At 71.0% G+C, this 16200-nt stretch carries 12 protein-coding genes; 5 read left to right on the forward strand and 7 right to left on the reverse strand.

Annotated elements, in window-relative coordinates:
* The coding region (locus G401_RS53635) for a polymorphic toxin-type HINT domain-containing protein (RefSeq protein ID WP_027345732.1) at nucleotides 1–4290 on the forward strand (4290 nt) is incomplete at its 5' end.
* Between the two features lie 11 nt (nucleotides 4291–4301).
* A complete protein-coding gene (locus G401_RS0132300; RefSeq protein ID WP_157546654.1) occupies nucleotides 4302–4703 on the forward strand; it encodes a hypothetical protein in 402 nt (133 codons plus the stop codon).
* A 130-nt stretch (nucleotides 4704–4833) separates the two neighbouring features.
* Here G401_RS0132300 and G401_RS0132305 read toward each other — a convergent pair whose 3' ends face one another.
* Nucleotides 4834–5658: a M55 family metallopeptidase gene (locus G401_RS0132305; protein WP_027345734.1), complete on the reverse strand. Its 825-nt coding sequence runs from the start codon at nucleotides 5656–5658 to the stop codon at nucleotides 4834–4836.
* 54 nt (nucleotides 5659–5712) lie between these two features.
* Between G401_RS0132305 and G401_RS0132310 the strand changes: the two genes are divergently transcribed.
* Nucleotides 5713–6114, forward strand: coding sequence for a hypothetical protein (locus G401_RS0132310; RefSeq protein ID WP_027345735.1), 402 nt, complete (start codon nucleotides 5713–5715; stop codon nucleotides 6112–6114).
* Nucleotides 6115–6213: 99 nt separating this feature from the next.
* On the opposite strand, the gene G401_RS49970 is transcribed toward G401_RS0132310, so the two are convergent.
* The 5 genes from G401_RS49970 to G401_RS0132340 all read right to left on the reverse strand — a co-directional run bounded on the left by G401_RS49970 (nucleotide 6214) and on the right by G401_RS0132340 (nucleotide 13514).
* On the reverse strand, nucleotides 6214–8043 hold the full coding sequence (locus tag G401_RS49970; protein ID WP_051367466.1) for an RICIN domain-containing protein: 1830 nt from the start codon (nucleotides 8041–8043) through the stop codon (nucleotides 6214–6216).
* A gap of 132 nt (nucleotides 8044–8175) precedes the next feature.
* Nucleotides 8176–8808 (reverse strand): response regulator transcription factor, encoded by a 633-nt coding sequence (locus tag G401_RS0132320; RefSeq protein ID WP_027345736.1) that lies wholly within the window; start codon nucleotides 8806–8808, stop codon nucleotides 8176–8178.
* Nucleotides 8796–10007, reverse strand: a complete 1212-nt coding sequence (locus G401_RS0132325) for a sensor histidine kinase (protein ID WP_027345737.1) — start codon at nucleotides 10005–10007, stop codon at nucleotides 8796–8798. Before G401_RS0132325 ends, G401_RS0132320 begins: the two co-directional genes overlap by 13 nt.
* Nucleotides 10008–10371: 364 nt before the next feature.
* A complete protein-coding gene (locus tag G401_RS0132335) occupies nucleotides 10372–12780 on the reverse strand; it encodes an ABC transporter permease (protein WP_027345738.1) in 2409 nt (802 codons plus the stop codon).
* Nucleotides 12777–13514 carry an ABC transporter ATP-binding protein gene (locus G401_RS0132340; RefSeq protein ID WP_211240907.1) on the reverse strand — a complete coding sequence of 246 codons (738 nt, stop codon included), beginning with the start codon at nucleotides 13512–13514 and terminating at the stop codon, nucleotides 12777–12779. The genes G401_RS0132335 and G401_RS0132340 overlap by 4 nt, the downstream gene beginning before the upstream one ends.
* Before the next feature lie 118 nt (nucleotides 13515–13632).
* Here G401_RS0132340 and G401_RS0132345 point away from each other — a divergent pair, with 118 nt between their 5' ends.
* Both G401_RS0132345 and G401_RS0132350 read left to right on the forward strand, forming a co-directional pair.
* Nucleotides 13633–14250 carry a DedA family protein gene (locus G401_RS0132345; protein WP_027345740.1) on the forward strand — a complete coding sequence of 206 codons (618 nt, stop codon included), beginning with the start codon at nucleotides 13633–13635 and terminating at the stop codon, nucleotides 14248–14250.
* 11 nt (nucleotides 14251–14261) lie between these two features.
* Complete coding sequence (locus tag G401_RS0132350) at nucleotides 14262–15845, forward strand: Na+/H+ antiporter (protein WP_027345741.1); 1584 nt, start codon at nucleotides 14262–14264, stop codon at nucleotides 15843–15845.
* Here the strand turns inward: G401_RS0132350 and G401_RS0132355 are convergent.
* Complete coding sequence (locus G401_RS0132355) at nucleotides 15820–16155, reverse strand: DUF952 domain-containing protein (protein WP_027345742.1); 336 nt, start codon at nucleotides 16153–16155, stop codon at nucleotides 15820–15822. The genes G401_RS0132350 and G401_RS0132355 overlap by 26 nt on opposite strands.
* Between the last annotated feature and the right edge of the window lie 45 nt (nucleotides 16156–16200).

The raw sequence follows: 16200 nt of genomic DNA on the forward strand, positions 1-16200 counted from the left end.
TCCATCGGCAACGTCCAGGTCTACCAGCGCGCGATCACCGCGGCCGAAGCGTCCACCCTGTACGGCAACGGGCTGGCCGGGCGGCCGCTGGGTGATTCGTACAACACCACTACGTATACCTACGACCAGCGCGGGTTGCAGCTGTCGGAGACCGATCCCCTCGGGAACCGGGCGGACTACGCGTACGACGAGAACGACAACCTCGTCATCACGACCGGACCGGCCGTCAACGTCGAGACCAACGGCGGTACGCCGGTCTCAGCCCGGCCGGTCACCATCACCGGCTTCGACACCTTCGGCGACGAGGTCGAGGTCCAGGACGCCAGCGGACAGGTCACGAGGATGTCGCGCGACGCCTCCGGCCGCCTGGTGAAGTCCCAGCAGCCGTCGTACACGCCGCCGGGATCCTCGACGCCGATCACGCCGACGGCGAGCGCCACCTATGACGGTTCGGGGCAGCTGCTGACCCAGACCGACCAGCTCGGCAAGACCACCACGTACGTCTACGACCAGCTCGGCCGTACCGCGAAGGTCACCCTGCCGAACGGCGGTGTCGTCCGCAACGTCTACGACCTCGACGACAACCTTCTGCAGACGACCAATGCGGTCGGTGCGTACTCCCAGGCGACCTACGACTTCGTCGGGCGTACGACGAGCGAGACGCAGACCGAGCGGTCGACCGGGCAGGCGTTCACCACGCAGTACGCGTACGCCCCGAGCGGTTACCTGCAGAAGGTGACGCAGCCGTCGGGGGCGTACGAGACCTACACGTACAACAATGCCGGTGACCGCACGACGGCCACGGACGCGTACGGGAACACGACCACGTACCAGTACGACTATCTCGGTCGCGAGTCCGCGGTCGCGATGCCCGACGGGTCCAAGCGAACGTCGGTGTTCGACGAGGCGGGCAACGAGATCGCCGTCAAGGCGTACAGCTCGACGGGCGCGCTGATCTCGCAGATCACCTCCGGGTACGACGGCAACGGCAACCGGCTCTCGGCGACCGACGCGCTCGGCCACACCACCTCGTTCACCTACGACGCGACCGGGTTCGTGACCGGGGAGACGCAGCCGATCTCGGCGACGGGCAACATCGTCACCTCGTTCGGCTACGACCTGCTCGGCCACCGGACCCGCTACACCGACGGCCGCGGCAACAAGCACATCACCACCTACAACACCCTCGGCCTGACCGAATCGCAGATCGAACCGGCCACGGCCACGGACGCCAACGACCGCACCTGGACGACGAGCTACGACGCCGCCGCCCAGCCGGTCAAGCAGACGATGCCCGGTGGGGTCACGCTCACGTCGGCGTACGACGACCTGGGTAACCTGATCGGCCAGACGGGTTCGGGGGCAGACGCCGCGACGGCCGACCGGACCTTCGGCTACGACCTGGCCGGGCACCTCACCTCGGCCAAGGCGGGCACCGCCACGGAGACGTTCACCTACAACGACCGTGGTGCGCTCGCGACCGCCAGCGGGGCGTCCGGCGCCTCGACCTTCGGCTACACCGCCGACGGCCTGCTCGCCAGCCGGCAGGACGCCGCCGGGACGAGCACGTACGCGTACGACAACGCCGACCGGCTCGTCACGGTGAACGACGGCAGCACGGGGCAGAGCGTCACCTACGGGTACGACAGTCTGTCCCGGTTGACGAAGGCGACCTACGGGGCGAGCGGCTATCGCGCGTATACCTACGACGCGGCCAGCCGCCTGGCGTCGGACACGTTGAAGACGTCGGCCAATGCCACGGTCGCGTCGGTGTCCTACGGCTACGACCTCAACGGCCGGGAGACGTCCAAGACGACGACCGGCTTCGCGGGATCGGCCACGAACACCTACACCTACGACTGGGCCAGCCGGCTCCTGTCGTGGAACAACGGCACGACCACGACGACGTACGCGTACGACGCCTCCGGCAACCGGACGCAGATGGGCGGGCGCACGCTCATCTACGACGAGCGCGACGAGCTGACCGGCGACGGGCAGAAGACGTACACGTACACGCCGCGCGGGACGATGGCCTCGGCGGTCGCGAGCGGGTCGACGGAGACCTACGCCAGCGACGCCTACGGCCAGCAGACCCGTATAGCCACGCAGAACTACACCTATGACGGGCTCGGCCGGGTTCTCACCTCGGGCTCGACCACCCTCGCGTACTCCGGTGCGGAGAACGACGTCGCTTCGGACGGGGCGGCGACCTACAGCCGCGACCCCGACGGCGATGTCGTGGGGGTGAAGGCCGGGACCGCCGTGTTCGCCTGGACCGACCAGCACACCGACGTCGTCGGCCAGTTCACGGCGGCGGGGACGGCGCTCACGGGTTCCACGGCGTACGACCCGTTCGGCAACGTCCTGGCCACCGCGGCCAAGCTGGGCAACCTGGGCTTCCAGTCGGAGTGGACCGATCCGGCGACCGCCCGGGTGAACATGCTGTCGCGGTGGTACGACCCGGCGATCGGCGCGTTCGACAACCGGGACACCGCCGACAACGACCCGGTGCCGGACTCGATCGACGCCAACCGCTACCAGTACGGCGACGGCGACCCGCTGCTCACCGTCGACCCGACCGGGCACTGGGGCTGGAACCCGATCAAGGCCATCAAGAAGGCCGTCAAGAAGGTCTCGCACGCGGTCTCGCACTATGCGAGCTCGTCCTTCAACTACGCGGCCATGTACGCCCACTCGGCCTGGCACGCCACCACGCACGTCGTGCACAAGGCGGTCAAGGCCGTCAAGAAGGTCGTGCACAAGGTGAAGAAGGCGGTCCACCGGATCGCCCGAGCGGTGAAGCACGCGGTACACCGAGCGGTCCACTACGTGCGGCATGTGGTGAAGAAGGCCACGCACTGGGTGAAGCACACCTATCAGCGGGCCAAACACTGGGTCGGCAAACAGGTCAACCACATCAAGCAGAAGGTCAAGCAGGCGTACCACCGGGTCAAGCAGGCCGCCGCGCACGTGGTGCAGAAGGTGGCCAAGGCCGCCAAGAGCGTCGCCCATGCGGTGAAGGACGCCTACAACGCCAGCGCCACCTGGGTGAAGGAGCATAAGGACGCGATCATCCAGATCGGCGCCATCGTCGCCGGCGTCGCGGCGGGCCTTGCCTGCACGGCGGTCACCGGCGGAGTCGGGGCGGCCGCCTGCGCGGTCGGTGCCGCGGCACTGATCAACCTCGGCAAGGACGCCGCGACCGGCAACATCCACAGCTTCGGCGACGCTCTCGGGTCCCTCGGGCAGGGCGCGTTGCAGGGCGGGATCGGTCTGGTCACCGGTGGCGTCGGCGGCGTGGTCGCGGGCAAGCTCGCCGGGGCCATGGGCGGCTTCGCGGCCAAGCTCGGCGGCCGGATGGTCTCCGGGTTCGTGGCCGGTGCCGTGGGAGACATCGGCGCGCAGCTCATCGGTACCGGACACGTCAACTGGACGGGTGTGGCGATCGCGGGCGGCATCGGCGCCGTCATGGGTGGACGGGCGTCGAGCTGCCACAGCTTCGACCCTTCGACCAGGGTCCTGATGGCCGACGGTACGACGAAGGCGATCAAGGACGTCAAGATCGGTGACGAGGTCATGGCCACCGACCCGGTCACCGGCAAGTCCAGTGCCCGGCCGGTCACGGCGCTCTATGTCAACCATGACACCGATCTCGCGGACGTCACCGTCAAGGACGCCGCGACGGGCAGGACCGCGGTTCTGCGTACCACGCAGCACCACCCGTTCTGGAGCCGATCGGCGAAGGCGTGGGTCCTCGCCGCCGCGCTCGTGCCGGCGACGATGTTGCAGGCCGCACCCACCACGGCGTACGCGGCGGCGGGCGAAAGCGTGGTCTCGGTCCGCTCGTGGACCGGCGGGGCCGAGATGCGCGACCTCACGGTCGACGTGGACCACACCTACTACGTCGTCGCGGGGACCACGCCGATCCTCGTCCACAACAACAACGCCGCGTGCGTACGCCCGACGTTCGTGGCGGATTCCCGCGGTACGGTGGTTCCGACGAGCGCGTCACGCTTGGAGGGCGGGTTGCAGGCTGCCGTCGACGCGGGTGAGCCGGGATTCAGCACGTTCCCGGTGAAATCCGCCGGGACCGGCTTCCAGCTGCCGGATGGAAGCCGCATCCGGGTCATGCAGCCGTCGGCGAACGGTAACGCCGGACTCCGCGCATCCTTCACCAACGGATCCGACGCACCGGTCAGCCCGTTCACGGGTAAACCGGTGCAGCCGCCGAAGGGGGTCAACTCCAAGCAGTACGTCCGCGAGCGTACCCATATCGAGTTGGAGCCGTAGTGCAGTCGATCTTGGATGACATCCGGGCGTACCTCCCGCTCCGGGTCGAGGAGGCGACGGGCGATGCTGATGGGGTGGCCATCAGCGGAGCGTCGTGGCGGCTGCGCGTCAACACGAACTGGCGCCTCCTCGCGGGCGGGCGGCTGGTGGCGTCGTCGGGCCTACCGGGCCCGGATGCGTCGCCGTCGTCCGGCCTCGACGACCTCCTCGGAGACGAGCTTGTGGACGTCGGGTTCCGGTCATCGAAGTTCGGCTTCGACCTGAGTGCGACGACGTCGCAAGGCCGTCTCTTCGAGATCGCCAGCGACTTTCCCTACGGCGAATGGATCTTCTCGGTATGGAGTCGCGACGACCCGAAACGGATTCCGATCTTCGACCTCGAAGGCCCGGTGTCCGAGCCGACGGATCGATGACTTCGGGCGCCGCCAACGCCTGAATCGATGAACTGGGACACGACGAGCGCGCCCTGGCGGACCGGCACCACTGCGGTCAGCCAGGGCGCGCCCTCGGATTCCGCCCGTCCGGTGGGCCGCCCGCTGAAGGTCAGTTCTCGACGAGGGATCGCGTCAGGTAGACGATCGCGATGAAGCTGCGGTAGAGCTCCAACGGCTCGTCTCCGGCCAGTTCCACCGTCACGCTGTCGAGCCGGCGTACGCCCTTGATCCAGGTGGCCTGCTCGGCCATGTCGGGGGACAGGAACCGGATCTCCACCGAACCCGGCATGGCGATCCCGGGCGGCGTGAGGCCGTCGAGCCGGCTCAGCGCGTCGCGTACGCCCTGTTCGATCAGCGTACGGGCGGCTTCGGGGTGGCGGTTGAGGGCGGCGAACCGGCTGATCGACTCCTTGACCTCGATCGCCGAGATCCCCGGGCAGAACGGTGCCGCCTCCGGCCCGACGTACTGATCGCCGGTCACGACCGCCACCGGTACGCCGAAGTGCTGCGCCACCAACGCGTTCAGCCCCGCCTCGCCGGTGGTGACGCCGTTGAGGCGTACATCGGCGATGGCCCGCGGATTGTAGGTGTGCGACAGGACGCCCGGCGTCGCCATCGCGGCGTGGTAGCCGAGGAAGACGATCGCGTCGAACGTCTCGTCCAGACCTTGCATCATGTACAGCGGCTTGAACCGTCCCGACAGGTACGCCGCCCGCCCGGCCAGCCGTTCCGGCGGCAGATTGCGCATGACGGAGTGCGCGTCGTTGACCACGATCTCGGTGGCGCCGGCCGCGATCGCGCCGGTGACGGCCGCGTTCACCTCGCCGACGAGCAGGTCCCGGCCGAGCGCGTAATCCTCGCCGGAGGCGACGCACTGCGCCCAGTCGACGATGCCGGCGACGCCCTCCATGTCCACCGAGACGAAAACCTTCATGAACGAAGCCTGCCACGAGGGGATATCGGCGGGGAAGACGGGTATATGCCCGCTATGCAGCCTTTCGGATTCGACCCCTGGAGCTGGCGGGACCCGACCCTTCTCGCCGGCGGATACACCGAGACGACCCCTGACGCCGCGCCGTCGCCGCGGGCGGAGGGGGTCGAGGGTGGCCCCGGTACCGATCTCGACCTCACCGGGTACAAGGTCGCCGCCACCGACGGCGACGTGGGGCACGTCAAGGAGCAGGGCGAGGGCTTCCTCGTCGTCGACACCGGGCCGTGGATCTTCGGGCGGATCGTGGTGGTCCCGGCCGGGATCGTCGACCGCGTGGACCACCAGGAGAAGACCGTGTTCGTCGACCGCACCCGCGATCACGTCAAGCACGCGCCCGAGTTCGACCCGATCGACCGCGACACGCTCGCGTCCTACTACGCCTCCACCTACGGCATGTGAAGTTCGTTTTCCTGTACGCGTGTCCGGATGGGCGGGCGGCGTGGACCCCCAGTGCCACGCCGCCCGCCGCGGGAGTGAAGTCGAAGGCGCTACGCGGGGCTACGCCGGGTTGAGGTACCAGATGAGGTTGCGGCTGGCGCCGGTGATCACCTGCTGGTCGAGCGTCGAACCGCTGCTCGTGGTCATGTTCGCGACCAGGCCGCTGTAGCGGTTGACCAGGAAGAACGTGCCGTTGGCCACCTTGCGCAGCGTCCACTGCTGGGTGGTCGCCGTGCTGCAGGTCGCCTGGCGCAGTTGTACGCCGGCCGTCGTGCTCGCGCTGACCAGGTCGAGGCACTTGGCGCTGTTGCCGTTGACGAACTTCCAGTAGGAGCCGCTGGCCTGGGCCGTCCAGCGCTGGCTGGTGGCGGTGCCGGGCGCCGAGTGCGTGATGAGCGCGCCGGAGGCGGTGGAGGCCCCGGCCACGTCCACGTTGTCGCGGTTGTCGATGCCCTGGATGTTGTAGACGGTTCCGTTGACCGGGGTCGCGTCGGCCACGGAGTTGAACACCCACTGCTGGTTGGCCGCGCCGGTGTAGGTCTCCTGCGTGACCGGCGAGGGGTACGCGCTGCCGGCGGTCAGGGCCAGCCCGGACAGCCAGTCGATGATGGCGTACGTGTTGGTGCCGACCGGCAGATACGCGAAGCGCATCCCGTCCTGCCCGTTGCAGATGTACTGCAGCAGGGTGGTGCCGGGCGTGGTGCCGCTGTACGAGCTGTCGGCGCACATCCGCGACCCGACGTTGATGAACTGCAGGCCGGTCGTGTAGCCCATCAGCCACTTCTGGCTGGGGGTGTCGACGCGGGTGCGCTGGCTGAGCTCCGTCAGCGGGGTGGTGACGCCGCCGATGGGTTCGAGCGCCCCGCCGGTGGCGGAGTTGGTGATGACGTAGGTGCTGCCGACCTTGGGATGCGGATCCGAGTCGGCCGTCGCGCCGGCGATCAGGTACGCGCTGTTCGCCGTGTTCCAGTGGGTCGCCAGGTACGAGCCGGCGGTGGGGTTGGCGTTGTAGTAGTCGTCCCGGTTGCAGTCGGGCACGCGGTAGTCGTTCCACTGCAGACAGTTCCACGACGGCGTACCGCCGTAGCACATGAGGTCCCACTGGTCCAGGCAGTGCCAGGTGGTGTCGGAGTGGGCCGAGCTCAGCTGCACGGCGCCGAAGGTGTGCCCGAGCTCGTGGGCGATGGCGTTCTCGCCGAAGCAGTTCGGGATCGCGTCCACCCGCGCGTACGCGAGGCCGTTGTTGAGGTTCGTCGAGCCGGTGGTGAGGTCGTCGCCCTGGATCTGGCCGACGCCGCAGATGCTCGTGGCCTCGGTGAGCATGAGGTAGTGGCGGTCGGTGCTGGCGTAGCCGGCGGCCTGGGCCGCGGCGATGCTGGTGTCGAGGGTGGCCAGGCCGCCGGCCGGGACCACGAGGTTGCGCACGACCGGTACGCAGCTGCTGCCGACGGTCGTCGTCACGTAGCGGAGGTGGCGGCTGCGGCCGCTGGTGGCCGCGGCGTCGTTGTAGACGTCGTCGGTGTCCGCGAGCCAGGCGCGGAACATCGGCAGGAACTGGGTGTAGCGGTCGGGCATCGTGGCTTCGCGCATGTACAGGACTTCGACGCGCTTGCCGCTGGTCCCGTCGCCGTCGCAGGCGACGGTCTGCGGCGAGACCTGGCCGGGCGGGGCGGTGGTGGCGAGTTCGGCCGCGCCGACGCGCTCGCCGATGCGGGCGCCGGGCAGGGTGTCGTAGACGGCGACGGGGGTCGGGTTCTTCGGGTCCGCCTGGGCCGAGCCGGCGGGCACCAGGCTGACGGCGAGGGACAGACTTGCGGCGGCCAGGAAGAGGGTACGCCTGAGCTGCATTCCGATGTTCTCCGATCGGTCGGCGGCGTCTCCTGTGTCCACAGGGGACGATCCTTCGGCCATCGTGACATCGAAGTTACGGGATCGACCAATCTTCGCAACAAGCGCCACAATCCCTTGACACGGGCATTCCTGACTTACGAGTCAGACAGGCTCAGCCGTTGAGGTACGCGCTCAGCCGTTGAGGTACGCCAGGACGGCGAGCACGCGCCGGTGCCCGTCCTCGGAGGCGGGCAGGCCCAGCTTGGCGAAGATGTTGCCGATGTGCTTCTCGACCGACGGCGGCGCGAGGACGAGGGCGGCGCAGATCGCGGAGTTGGACAGGCCCTGGGCGACGAGGCCGAGGACCTCGCGCTCCCGCGGGGTGAGCGCGTTGACGCCCCGGTTGCGGGCGTTGCGGGCGAAGAGCTGCTGGATGACCTCGGGGTCCATGACCGTCCCCCCGGCGGCGACCCGTTCGACCGCGTCGAGGAAGTCGTCGAGCGCGGTCACCCGGTCCTTGAGCAGGTAGCCGACCGCGCCCCGGCCGTCGGCGAGCAGGTCGGCGGCGTACGTGCGCTCGACGTACTGGGACAGGATGAGGATCGGGTCCGGGCGCAGTCGCAGGGCCGCCCGGATGCCCTCGTCGCGGAAGGTGGGCGGGAGGCGTACGTCCACGATGGACAGGTCCGGCCGCAGGTCGGTGACGGCCCGGACGAGGGACTCCGCGTCGCCGACGGCCGCGACGACCTCGTGGCCGGTGCCGGTGAGGATGCTGACGAGGCCGTCGCGCAGCAGCACGAGGTCCTCGGCGATCACGATGCGCATGGGAACTCCGCGGTCAACTGGGTCGGGCCGCCGGCCGGGCTGGCGACGATCAGGGTGCCGTCCAGCGCCTCGACGCGGCGGCGCAGCCCGTCGAGACCCGCCCCGGCGGGATCGGCTCCGCCGGCACCGTCGTCGCTGACGAGGACGCGTACGGGGCCGGGGATCGTGACGGTCACCGTGCAGGTCGTGGCGGCGGCGTGCTTCACCGCGTTGGCGAGGCCCTCGGCCACCACGAAGTAGGCCGCCGACTCCACCGCCGGGGGAAGGCGTACGGGCAGGTCGACGGTGATCTCGACGGGCATCGGGCAGTCGGCGGCCAGCGCGTTCAGGGCACCGTCCAGGCCCCGGTCGGTGAGGATGGGCGGGTGGATCCCGCGGACGAGGCGGCGCAGCTCGGCCAGCGCGGCGTCGAGCTGCCGGCGGGCGGTCGCCATGTCCTCGACGACCGGCACGCCGTCACGCGCCCGCCGCTCGGCGAGCGCCAGCGTCATGCCGGCGGCCACGATCCGCGCCTGCGCGCCGTCGTGCAGGTCACGCTCGATCCGGCGGAGCTCCGCGGCCTGCGCGTCCACCGCCCGCGCCCGCGTCTCGGCCAGCTGGCGGGCCCGCTGCACGAGCCGGCCGTGCTCCCCGGGGCCGAGCAGCGCGGCGGCGACCCGCGCCTGAGTGGCCGCCAGCCGGCGGACGAGCCACAGGACCAGCGGCGCGGCCAGGAGACCGGCGGCGGTCAGGAGGAGTTCGCCGGGCAGCGTACCCATGGCTTGGCGGACAAGGGGATGCGCGCGCCGTTCGGGAACCGACCAGGCCCAGGCGGGCGCGAGGATCAGAGCGGCGGTCACCGCGGTCGCGACGGTCGCGGCGATCCCGAAGACGAGGCCCAGGGGGAACAGGACGAGGAACCAGGCCATGTCCCGCCAGGTCGCGGGCTGCGCGGCGACCGCGGCCGCTCTTGCCCATCCTGATCCCGTCGTCGGCAGGTAGGGGTCCGGGATTCTCTGTCGTAAAACCCACGCCGCGCGGTGGCGTTCGGCTGTGGCCAGGCGGCGGTCCAGCCAGGTCACGGCGAGGAACACCGGGGCGCCCAGCGCGGTGACCGCGCCCACGGCCATCAGCAGGGAGGTGGCGAGCGTCCAGATCAGCCCCGCCCCGCCGGCGACCATGCTGGTCACCAGGTAGGCGAGGGCTTTCACGTTCCGCATCGGCCGAAGTCTCCCACAGTCCCATTCAAGATCAAATCCAGCTTCTCGCTTCCGCGCCGTCGCTCTTCCGCTTCCATCCGGGAATACGCGTTGCGGCGCCGACGGCTCCCGGGGACACCTCCGATACCGGGCGATCGAGCTGTCTCTGTCGAGTGGTCCGCCGCGGGTGATCGTTTACCGCTATTACGGCATTCCGTGGCGCATGACCGTGATCAAATACCGTCTATCCGGCAGGGGAGCGCTCTCCTGCCGAAATGACGGTATTTGATCAAGGAGATCGGTATCGCGGTGCCGAAATAGCGGTACTTGATCAAGGTGGTCGGGCTGGCGACCGGGCTGGACTTCTCCACGTCATCAAGGACACTCACACGTCTGATCTGTCGCTGGGGCGCAGGATCCAGTGGAAGGGGAGGGTGCCGGCCAGCAGGCCGAGTACGCCGATGCCCGCGAGCAGGCCGAAGTACCGCGACGGGCTGACGACGAGGCGGAGCAGGCCGTCCTGGGCGGTGCTGAATGCGGCCACCACGATCGACGTGACGACGACGCCGAGCAGCAGACCCGCCGCCACGGCGACGAATGCCTCCCGGGCGCCCATGCGGCGTAGCTGGCGCGGGGTGGCGCCGAGCAGGCGGAGCTGGGCGAACTGCGGGCGGCGGGCCGCGGCCGCGACGGCGAAGGTGTTGACGACGGCGATCGCGGTGAAGCCGAGCGACACGGCGATCATGATTTCCCAGGCGCCCTGCTGTTCGTCGGCGTCGCCGGGGGTGACCGCCTGGGCGGGACGGATGTGCATGCCGGGGACGGTCTGGTGGCCGCCCAGCGCGATCCGGGTGACCACGCCCCGCGGGTCGTGGGCGGCGACCAGGCCGGCCGGGGCGAGGAGGTCGCCGAGGCCGCGGGAGCGCTCGAAGACGCCGGTGAGGGTGAGGTCGGTGGCGTAGCCGTCGGGGAACCAGACGTGCACGGTGTCGCCGAGGTGCCAGCCGCGGGCCCGGACCAGGTACGCGCTGGCGGCCAGCCCGCCGGTGTCCCCGGTCAGCCCGAGGTCGAGGACCGGCCGGTCCCCGTTCCGGATCCCGTAGGCGGCGTAGTCCTCCGGTTTGCCGCCCTCGTCGACGATGAGCCGGGTCGGGAGCAGGGCCGTGTAGTCGCCGGTCACTTTCTCTACATCGGACAGTGGCAGGGCGCCGGCCGCCACCCCCACCGCGGAAACGGTGCGCAGCCGTTCCTGGTCGGCCGCGAGCTCGGCGCTGAGGCGGCCGTTGAGCAGCATCGGCGCGTTGATGGCGAACATCAGCGCGAGCGGTACGGCGACGGCGGTGACGCGGCGGTTCTCGGCGCGGCTGAACGCCCCGGCGAGCCAGCCGGTGATCCCGGTCGCGGCGGCGAGCCGGCTGAGCAGGCCGCCGACCAGGGCGACCAGCAGCGGTCCGGCCGCGGCGACGGCGGTCAGCAGGAGGGCGCTGGAGATGAACGTCATGCCCATCCCGAACGGGCCGTCGAGCGGCACCACGGCCAGGATGACGATCGCCCCGGCGGTGGCGACGAGCGCGATCAGCGTACGCGGGAGTCCACCGGTCCGGCCTTCCGCGAGGGTCTCCTGCAGCGCCTGGGCCGGGGCGATCCGGATCGCGCGGCGGGCGGCCAGCCGGGCGCTGAGCTGCGCCATCAGGAGCACCACGGCGGCCGCGGCCAGCAGGACGGCGACGTCGACGCGTACGGAGAACTGCTCGGGGACGGCGCCGAGGGTCCGGAAGCGGGCGGCGATCACCTCGGCGGTCACGACCGCGAGCGGCGTACCGGCGACGGCGGCCACGGCGGTGACGAGCAGGGTCTCGGCGCTCAGCAGCCGGCCGAGCTGGCGCGGGGTCGCCCCGGCCGCCCGCAGCAGGGCCAGTTCGCGCAGGCGCTGGCGGATGGCGAGGGACACCGTGCCGGTCAGGACGAAGACGGTCGCGAACGCGGTGATGCCGATGACGAAGCCGAAGATGGAGATGGCCGCGATGTAGTCCGGTACGGCCGACGGCAGGTCGGCGTCCACCTTGTCGGGTCCGGTGTAGACGGTCGAGACGCCGAGCATTTGTCGGGCCGCCGTCGCTACGGCCGCGGGGTCGGCCGCCGTCAACGCGTACGCGGTCGGGCCGGTGAGCCCCGAGACGGCGGCGGCCTGCCCGTCGGCGACGAAGACGGCGGACTGCTCGTCGAGCCGCTGGGCCACGGTCCCGGACACGGTCAGTTCGCGCACCCCGGTACGCGTGACGAGCCTGACCCGGTCGCCGGGGCGCAGGCCGAGAGACGGGTCGGCGGCCAGCTCGCCCGGTCCCGGCGCGGTCCCGGCGGCCAGGGTGAACGGCAGCAGGGCGGCCGAGGACCAGCCGTGGGCGACGGGGGTGCCGATCGGCGTACCGTCCAATGTGGTCAAGGTGACGGGGAAGCTGTAGTCGGCGACGACGCTGCCGACCCCGGGCAGGCCGGCGAGCTGGGCGGCCCACGCGGCCGGCAGCGGCGGCGCGCCCGCGAGCCGCTCGGTCTTGGTCTTGCTCTTCGTCTTGCCCTTGCCCTTGTCCTTCGTGGTGGTGAGGCTGACCGTGCGGTCGCCGCCGACCACGACGGCGGCGGCGTCGAAGCGGTGCGTGGTGGGCCGGGCGGTGAGGACGGAGAACAGCAGCAGCGCGGCGCCGCCGAGGAGGGCGGCGGCGAGCACGGCGGCCAGGAACGTGCCGGCGAAGGCGGCCCGGCGGCTGCGCAGGCCGGCCAGAGCGAGGCGGATCATCGCTTCGTCACCGCCATCATGTGCTCGGCGACCTGCTCGGCGGTGGGCGCGGCGAGATCGCGGACGATCCGGCCGTCGGCGAGGATCACGACGCGGTCGGCCCACGCGGCGGCGGCCGGATCGTGGGTCACCATGACGACGGCCGTCGCGAACTCGTCGACCGCGCGCCGCAACAGCGCCAGCACCTCCTTGCCGGACTGGATGTCCAGGGCGCCCGTCGGCTCGTCCGCGAAGATCACCGCGGGCCGGCCGGCCAGGGCGCGCGCCAGCGCCACGCGCTGGCGCTGGCCACCCGACAGCTGCGCCGGGCGGGCCTTCTCCCGCCCGCCCAGGCCCACGGCACCGAGCACCTCCCGGGCGTACGCGCGGTCGGCCCGGGTCCCGGCCAGCCGCTGCGGCAGCAGCACGTTCTCCTCGACCGTCAGCGCGTCGATCAGGTTGTACGCCTGGAAGACGAACCCGGCCCGCGTACGCCGCTCGACGGTCAGCCGCGGCTCGCGGACGGTCCCGAGGTCGAGGCCGGCCAGCACGACCCGGCCGGAGTCCGCCCGGTCCAGCCCGGCGGCGCACTGCAGCAGCGTGGACTTGCCGGAACCGGAGGGGCCCATGACGGCGGTGAACGAGGCGGACCCTACGGACAGGGAGACGCCGTCGAGCGCGACGGTCGTGGTGTCCCCGGACCGGTACGCGCGGCGTACGTCGGCCAGCTCCACGACGGGGGCGGAAGTGATCATGCGAATGATCATGGTCGAGCGGGCCGCTCCAGCCCACCCGGTTTCCTCGGATCTTCGGGGTATGGCCGGCCATACCCCGGACCCGGCCGAGGCATGATGGGCGGATGGTGAACCGCGGATGAGCGGACTGGTCGACCGCATCACGAGCCTGCCCGCGATCTGGGTCTACCTCGTCGTGGCGCTGGTCGTGTTCGCCGAGGACGCGATCTTCGTCGGCTTCCTGCTGCCCGGCGAGACGGCGGCCGTCCTCGGCGGGGTCACGGCGAGCACCGGGCACACGAACGTGGCCGTGCTGCTGTTCGTGGTGGCCGCCGCGGCGATCCTCGGCGACACCGTCGGCTACGAGATCGGCGTCCGGTACGGCGTACGGGTGCTGCGGAGCCGGGTGCTCGAACGGCGCCGGGACCGCGTCGAGGCCGCCCAGAGGCTCCTCGCCCGCCGCGGCGGTCCGGCCGTGTTCCTGGCCCGGTTCATCGCGTTCTTCCGGGCGACCATGCCGTTCCTGGCCGGCAGCGCGCGGATGCCGTACCGGACGTTCCTCGCGTACAACGCCGCGGGCGGGATCGTGTGGGGGACCGCCGTCGTCCTCATCGGGTATCTTGCGGGGGCGGCGTACCAGCGGGTCGCGGCGCGCTTCGGGGAGATCTCGGCGCTCGTGGTCGCGACGGTCGCGGTCGTCGCGCTGATCGTCTACGTCGTCCGGCGCCGTCGCCGGGAACGGGACCCGAACCCGTAGGTGGTGCCCCTTTGCTCGGCCTCGAACTCGTCGTCATCATCGGCGTCGCCCTGCTCGTCTGCGGGCTGCTCGCCGAGCGGCTGCGCATAGCCACACCGGTGCTGCTGCTCGCCTGCGGGGTCCTGCTGGGCTTCGTGCCGGCGCTGCGGGCGGTGAGCCTGCCGCCCGAGGTGGTGCTGCTGCTGTTCCTGCCCGTGCTGCTGTACTGGGAGAGCCTCACCACGTCGCTGCGCGAGATCCGGTCCAACCTGCGGGTCATCGTCCTGCTGAGCACCCTGCTGGTGATCGCGACCGCGGCCGGTGTCGCGGCCGTGGCGCACCTGCTCGGCATGCCGTGGGCCCCCGCCTGGGTCCTCGGCGCCGCCGTCGCGCCCACCGACGCCACCGCCGTCTCGGTGCTGGCCCGCGCGCTGCCTCGGCGGCAGGTCACGGTGCTGCGGGCCGAGAGCCTCGTCAACGACGGCACGGCCCTGGTCATCTACGGGCTCGCCGTCGGCATCACGGTCGGCGCCGAGCACCTGACGCCGCTGCACGTCAGCTGGCTCTTCCTGCTCGCGTACGCCGGGGGAGCGGTGGCCGGCCTGGCGGTCGGGTGGGCGTCGGCGGCCGCCCGGCGGGTGGTGGACGACCGGCTGCTGGGCAACGTGGTGACGATCCTGACCCCGTTCACCGCGTTCCTGCTGGCCGAGCTGATCCACGCGTCCGGCGTCCTGGCGGTGGTGATCGCCGGGCTCTACCTGAGCCAGGCCGGGCCGCGGGTGATCCGGGCGGAGTCGCGCCAGCAGTCCGAGGCGTTCTGGTCGATCACGACCTTCCTGCTCAACGGTACGCTGTTCGTCCTCATCGGACTCCAGGTGCAGGCGGCCGTGCGCGCCGAGGACGGCAAGGCGTTCACCGACGGGCTGATCGCGGTGGCCGCCGTCGCCGCGACGGTGATCGGCGTACGCTTCCTCTGGCTGTTCACGACCCCGTACGTGCTGCGCGCGATCGACCGGCGGCCGCAGCAGCGGTTGCGCCGCATCGGCCCGAAGGCGCGGGTGGTGAGCGGGTTCTCCGGCTTCCGCGGCGCGGTGTCGCTGGCGGCCGCGCTCGCGGTGCCGCGCCTGCTCGACGACGGGCAGCCGTTCCCGCACCGCGAGACCATCGTGTTCGTGACGACCGGTGTCATCGTGATCACCTTGGCCCAGGCGCTGATCCTGCCCAGGGTCGTGCGCTGGGCCGCCCTCCCGCAGGACGACTCGGTGGCGCAGGAGCGCCACCGGGCCGAGATCCAGGCGACCGAGGAGGCGCTGGCGGCGATGCCGCAACTGGCCGACGACCTGCTGACCGACGACAAGGTGCTCGACCGGCTGCGGCACGAGTACGAGAAGCACCTGCGGATCCTGCGGGCCGGTGACGCCGACGCGGACGACAAGCCGGCGCTGCGCTACGACGAGCAGTACACCGAGCTCAAGCTGGCCGTGCTGGCCCGCAAGCGGGCGACCGTCGTGCGGCTGCGCGACGAGGGCAGCATCGACGACATCGTGCTGCGCCACATCCAGACCCGCCTGGACATCGAAGAGGTACGCCTCACCCGTCACGAGGCGATCGACTGAGCGCGTCCTCCACAGTGGACGGCGTGGCGGGTCCCGACCACTCGATCGCCTCGGCGGTCAGCGGGCCGAAGACGTGCGGGAAGACGCCGTCGGAGGCCTGCTCCCAGCGTACGGGGAGGCGGTCGGCGGCCAGTGCGACGAGCACGATCGCGGGCGCGTCGGCGAAGAACCGGCGGGCGGTCCTCGCCACCTGGTCGCGGCCGGAGCAGTGGACGAAACCGCTGTCGTGGTCGAACGGCGAGCCGTCGAACCGGCCCGCGGCCTGGAACTCCGCCCACTCCTCGGGCAGCAGGATCTTGTAGATCAGCATGGCCTCCAGGATGCCATGCGCCGTCGCTCAGGGGTCTTGCTTCTT

This window comes from Hamadaea tsunoensis DSM 44101 (assembly GCF_000428945.1).
In the GTDB taxonomy this organism is placed as follows: domain Bacteria; phylum Actinomycetota; class Actinomycetes; order Mycobacteriales; family Micromonosporaceae; genus Hamadaea; species Hamadaea tsunoensis.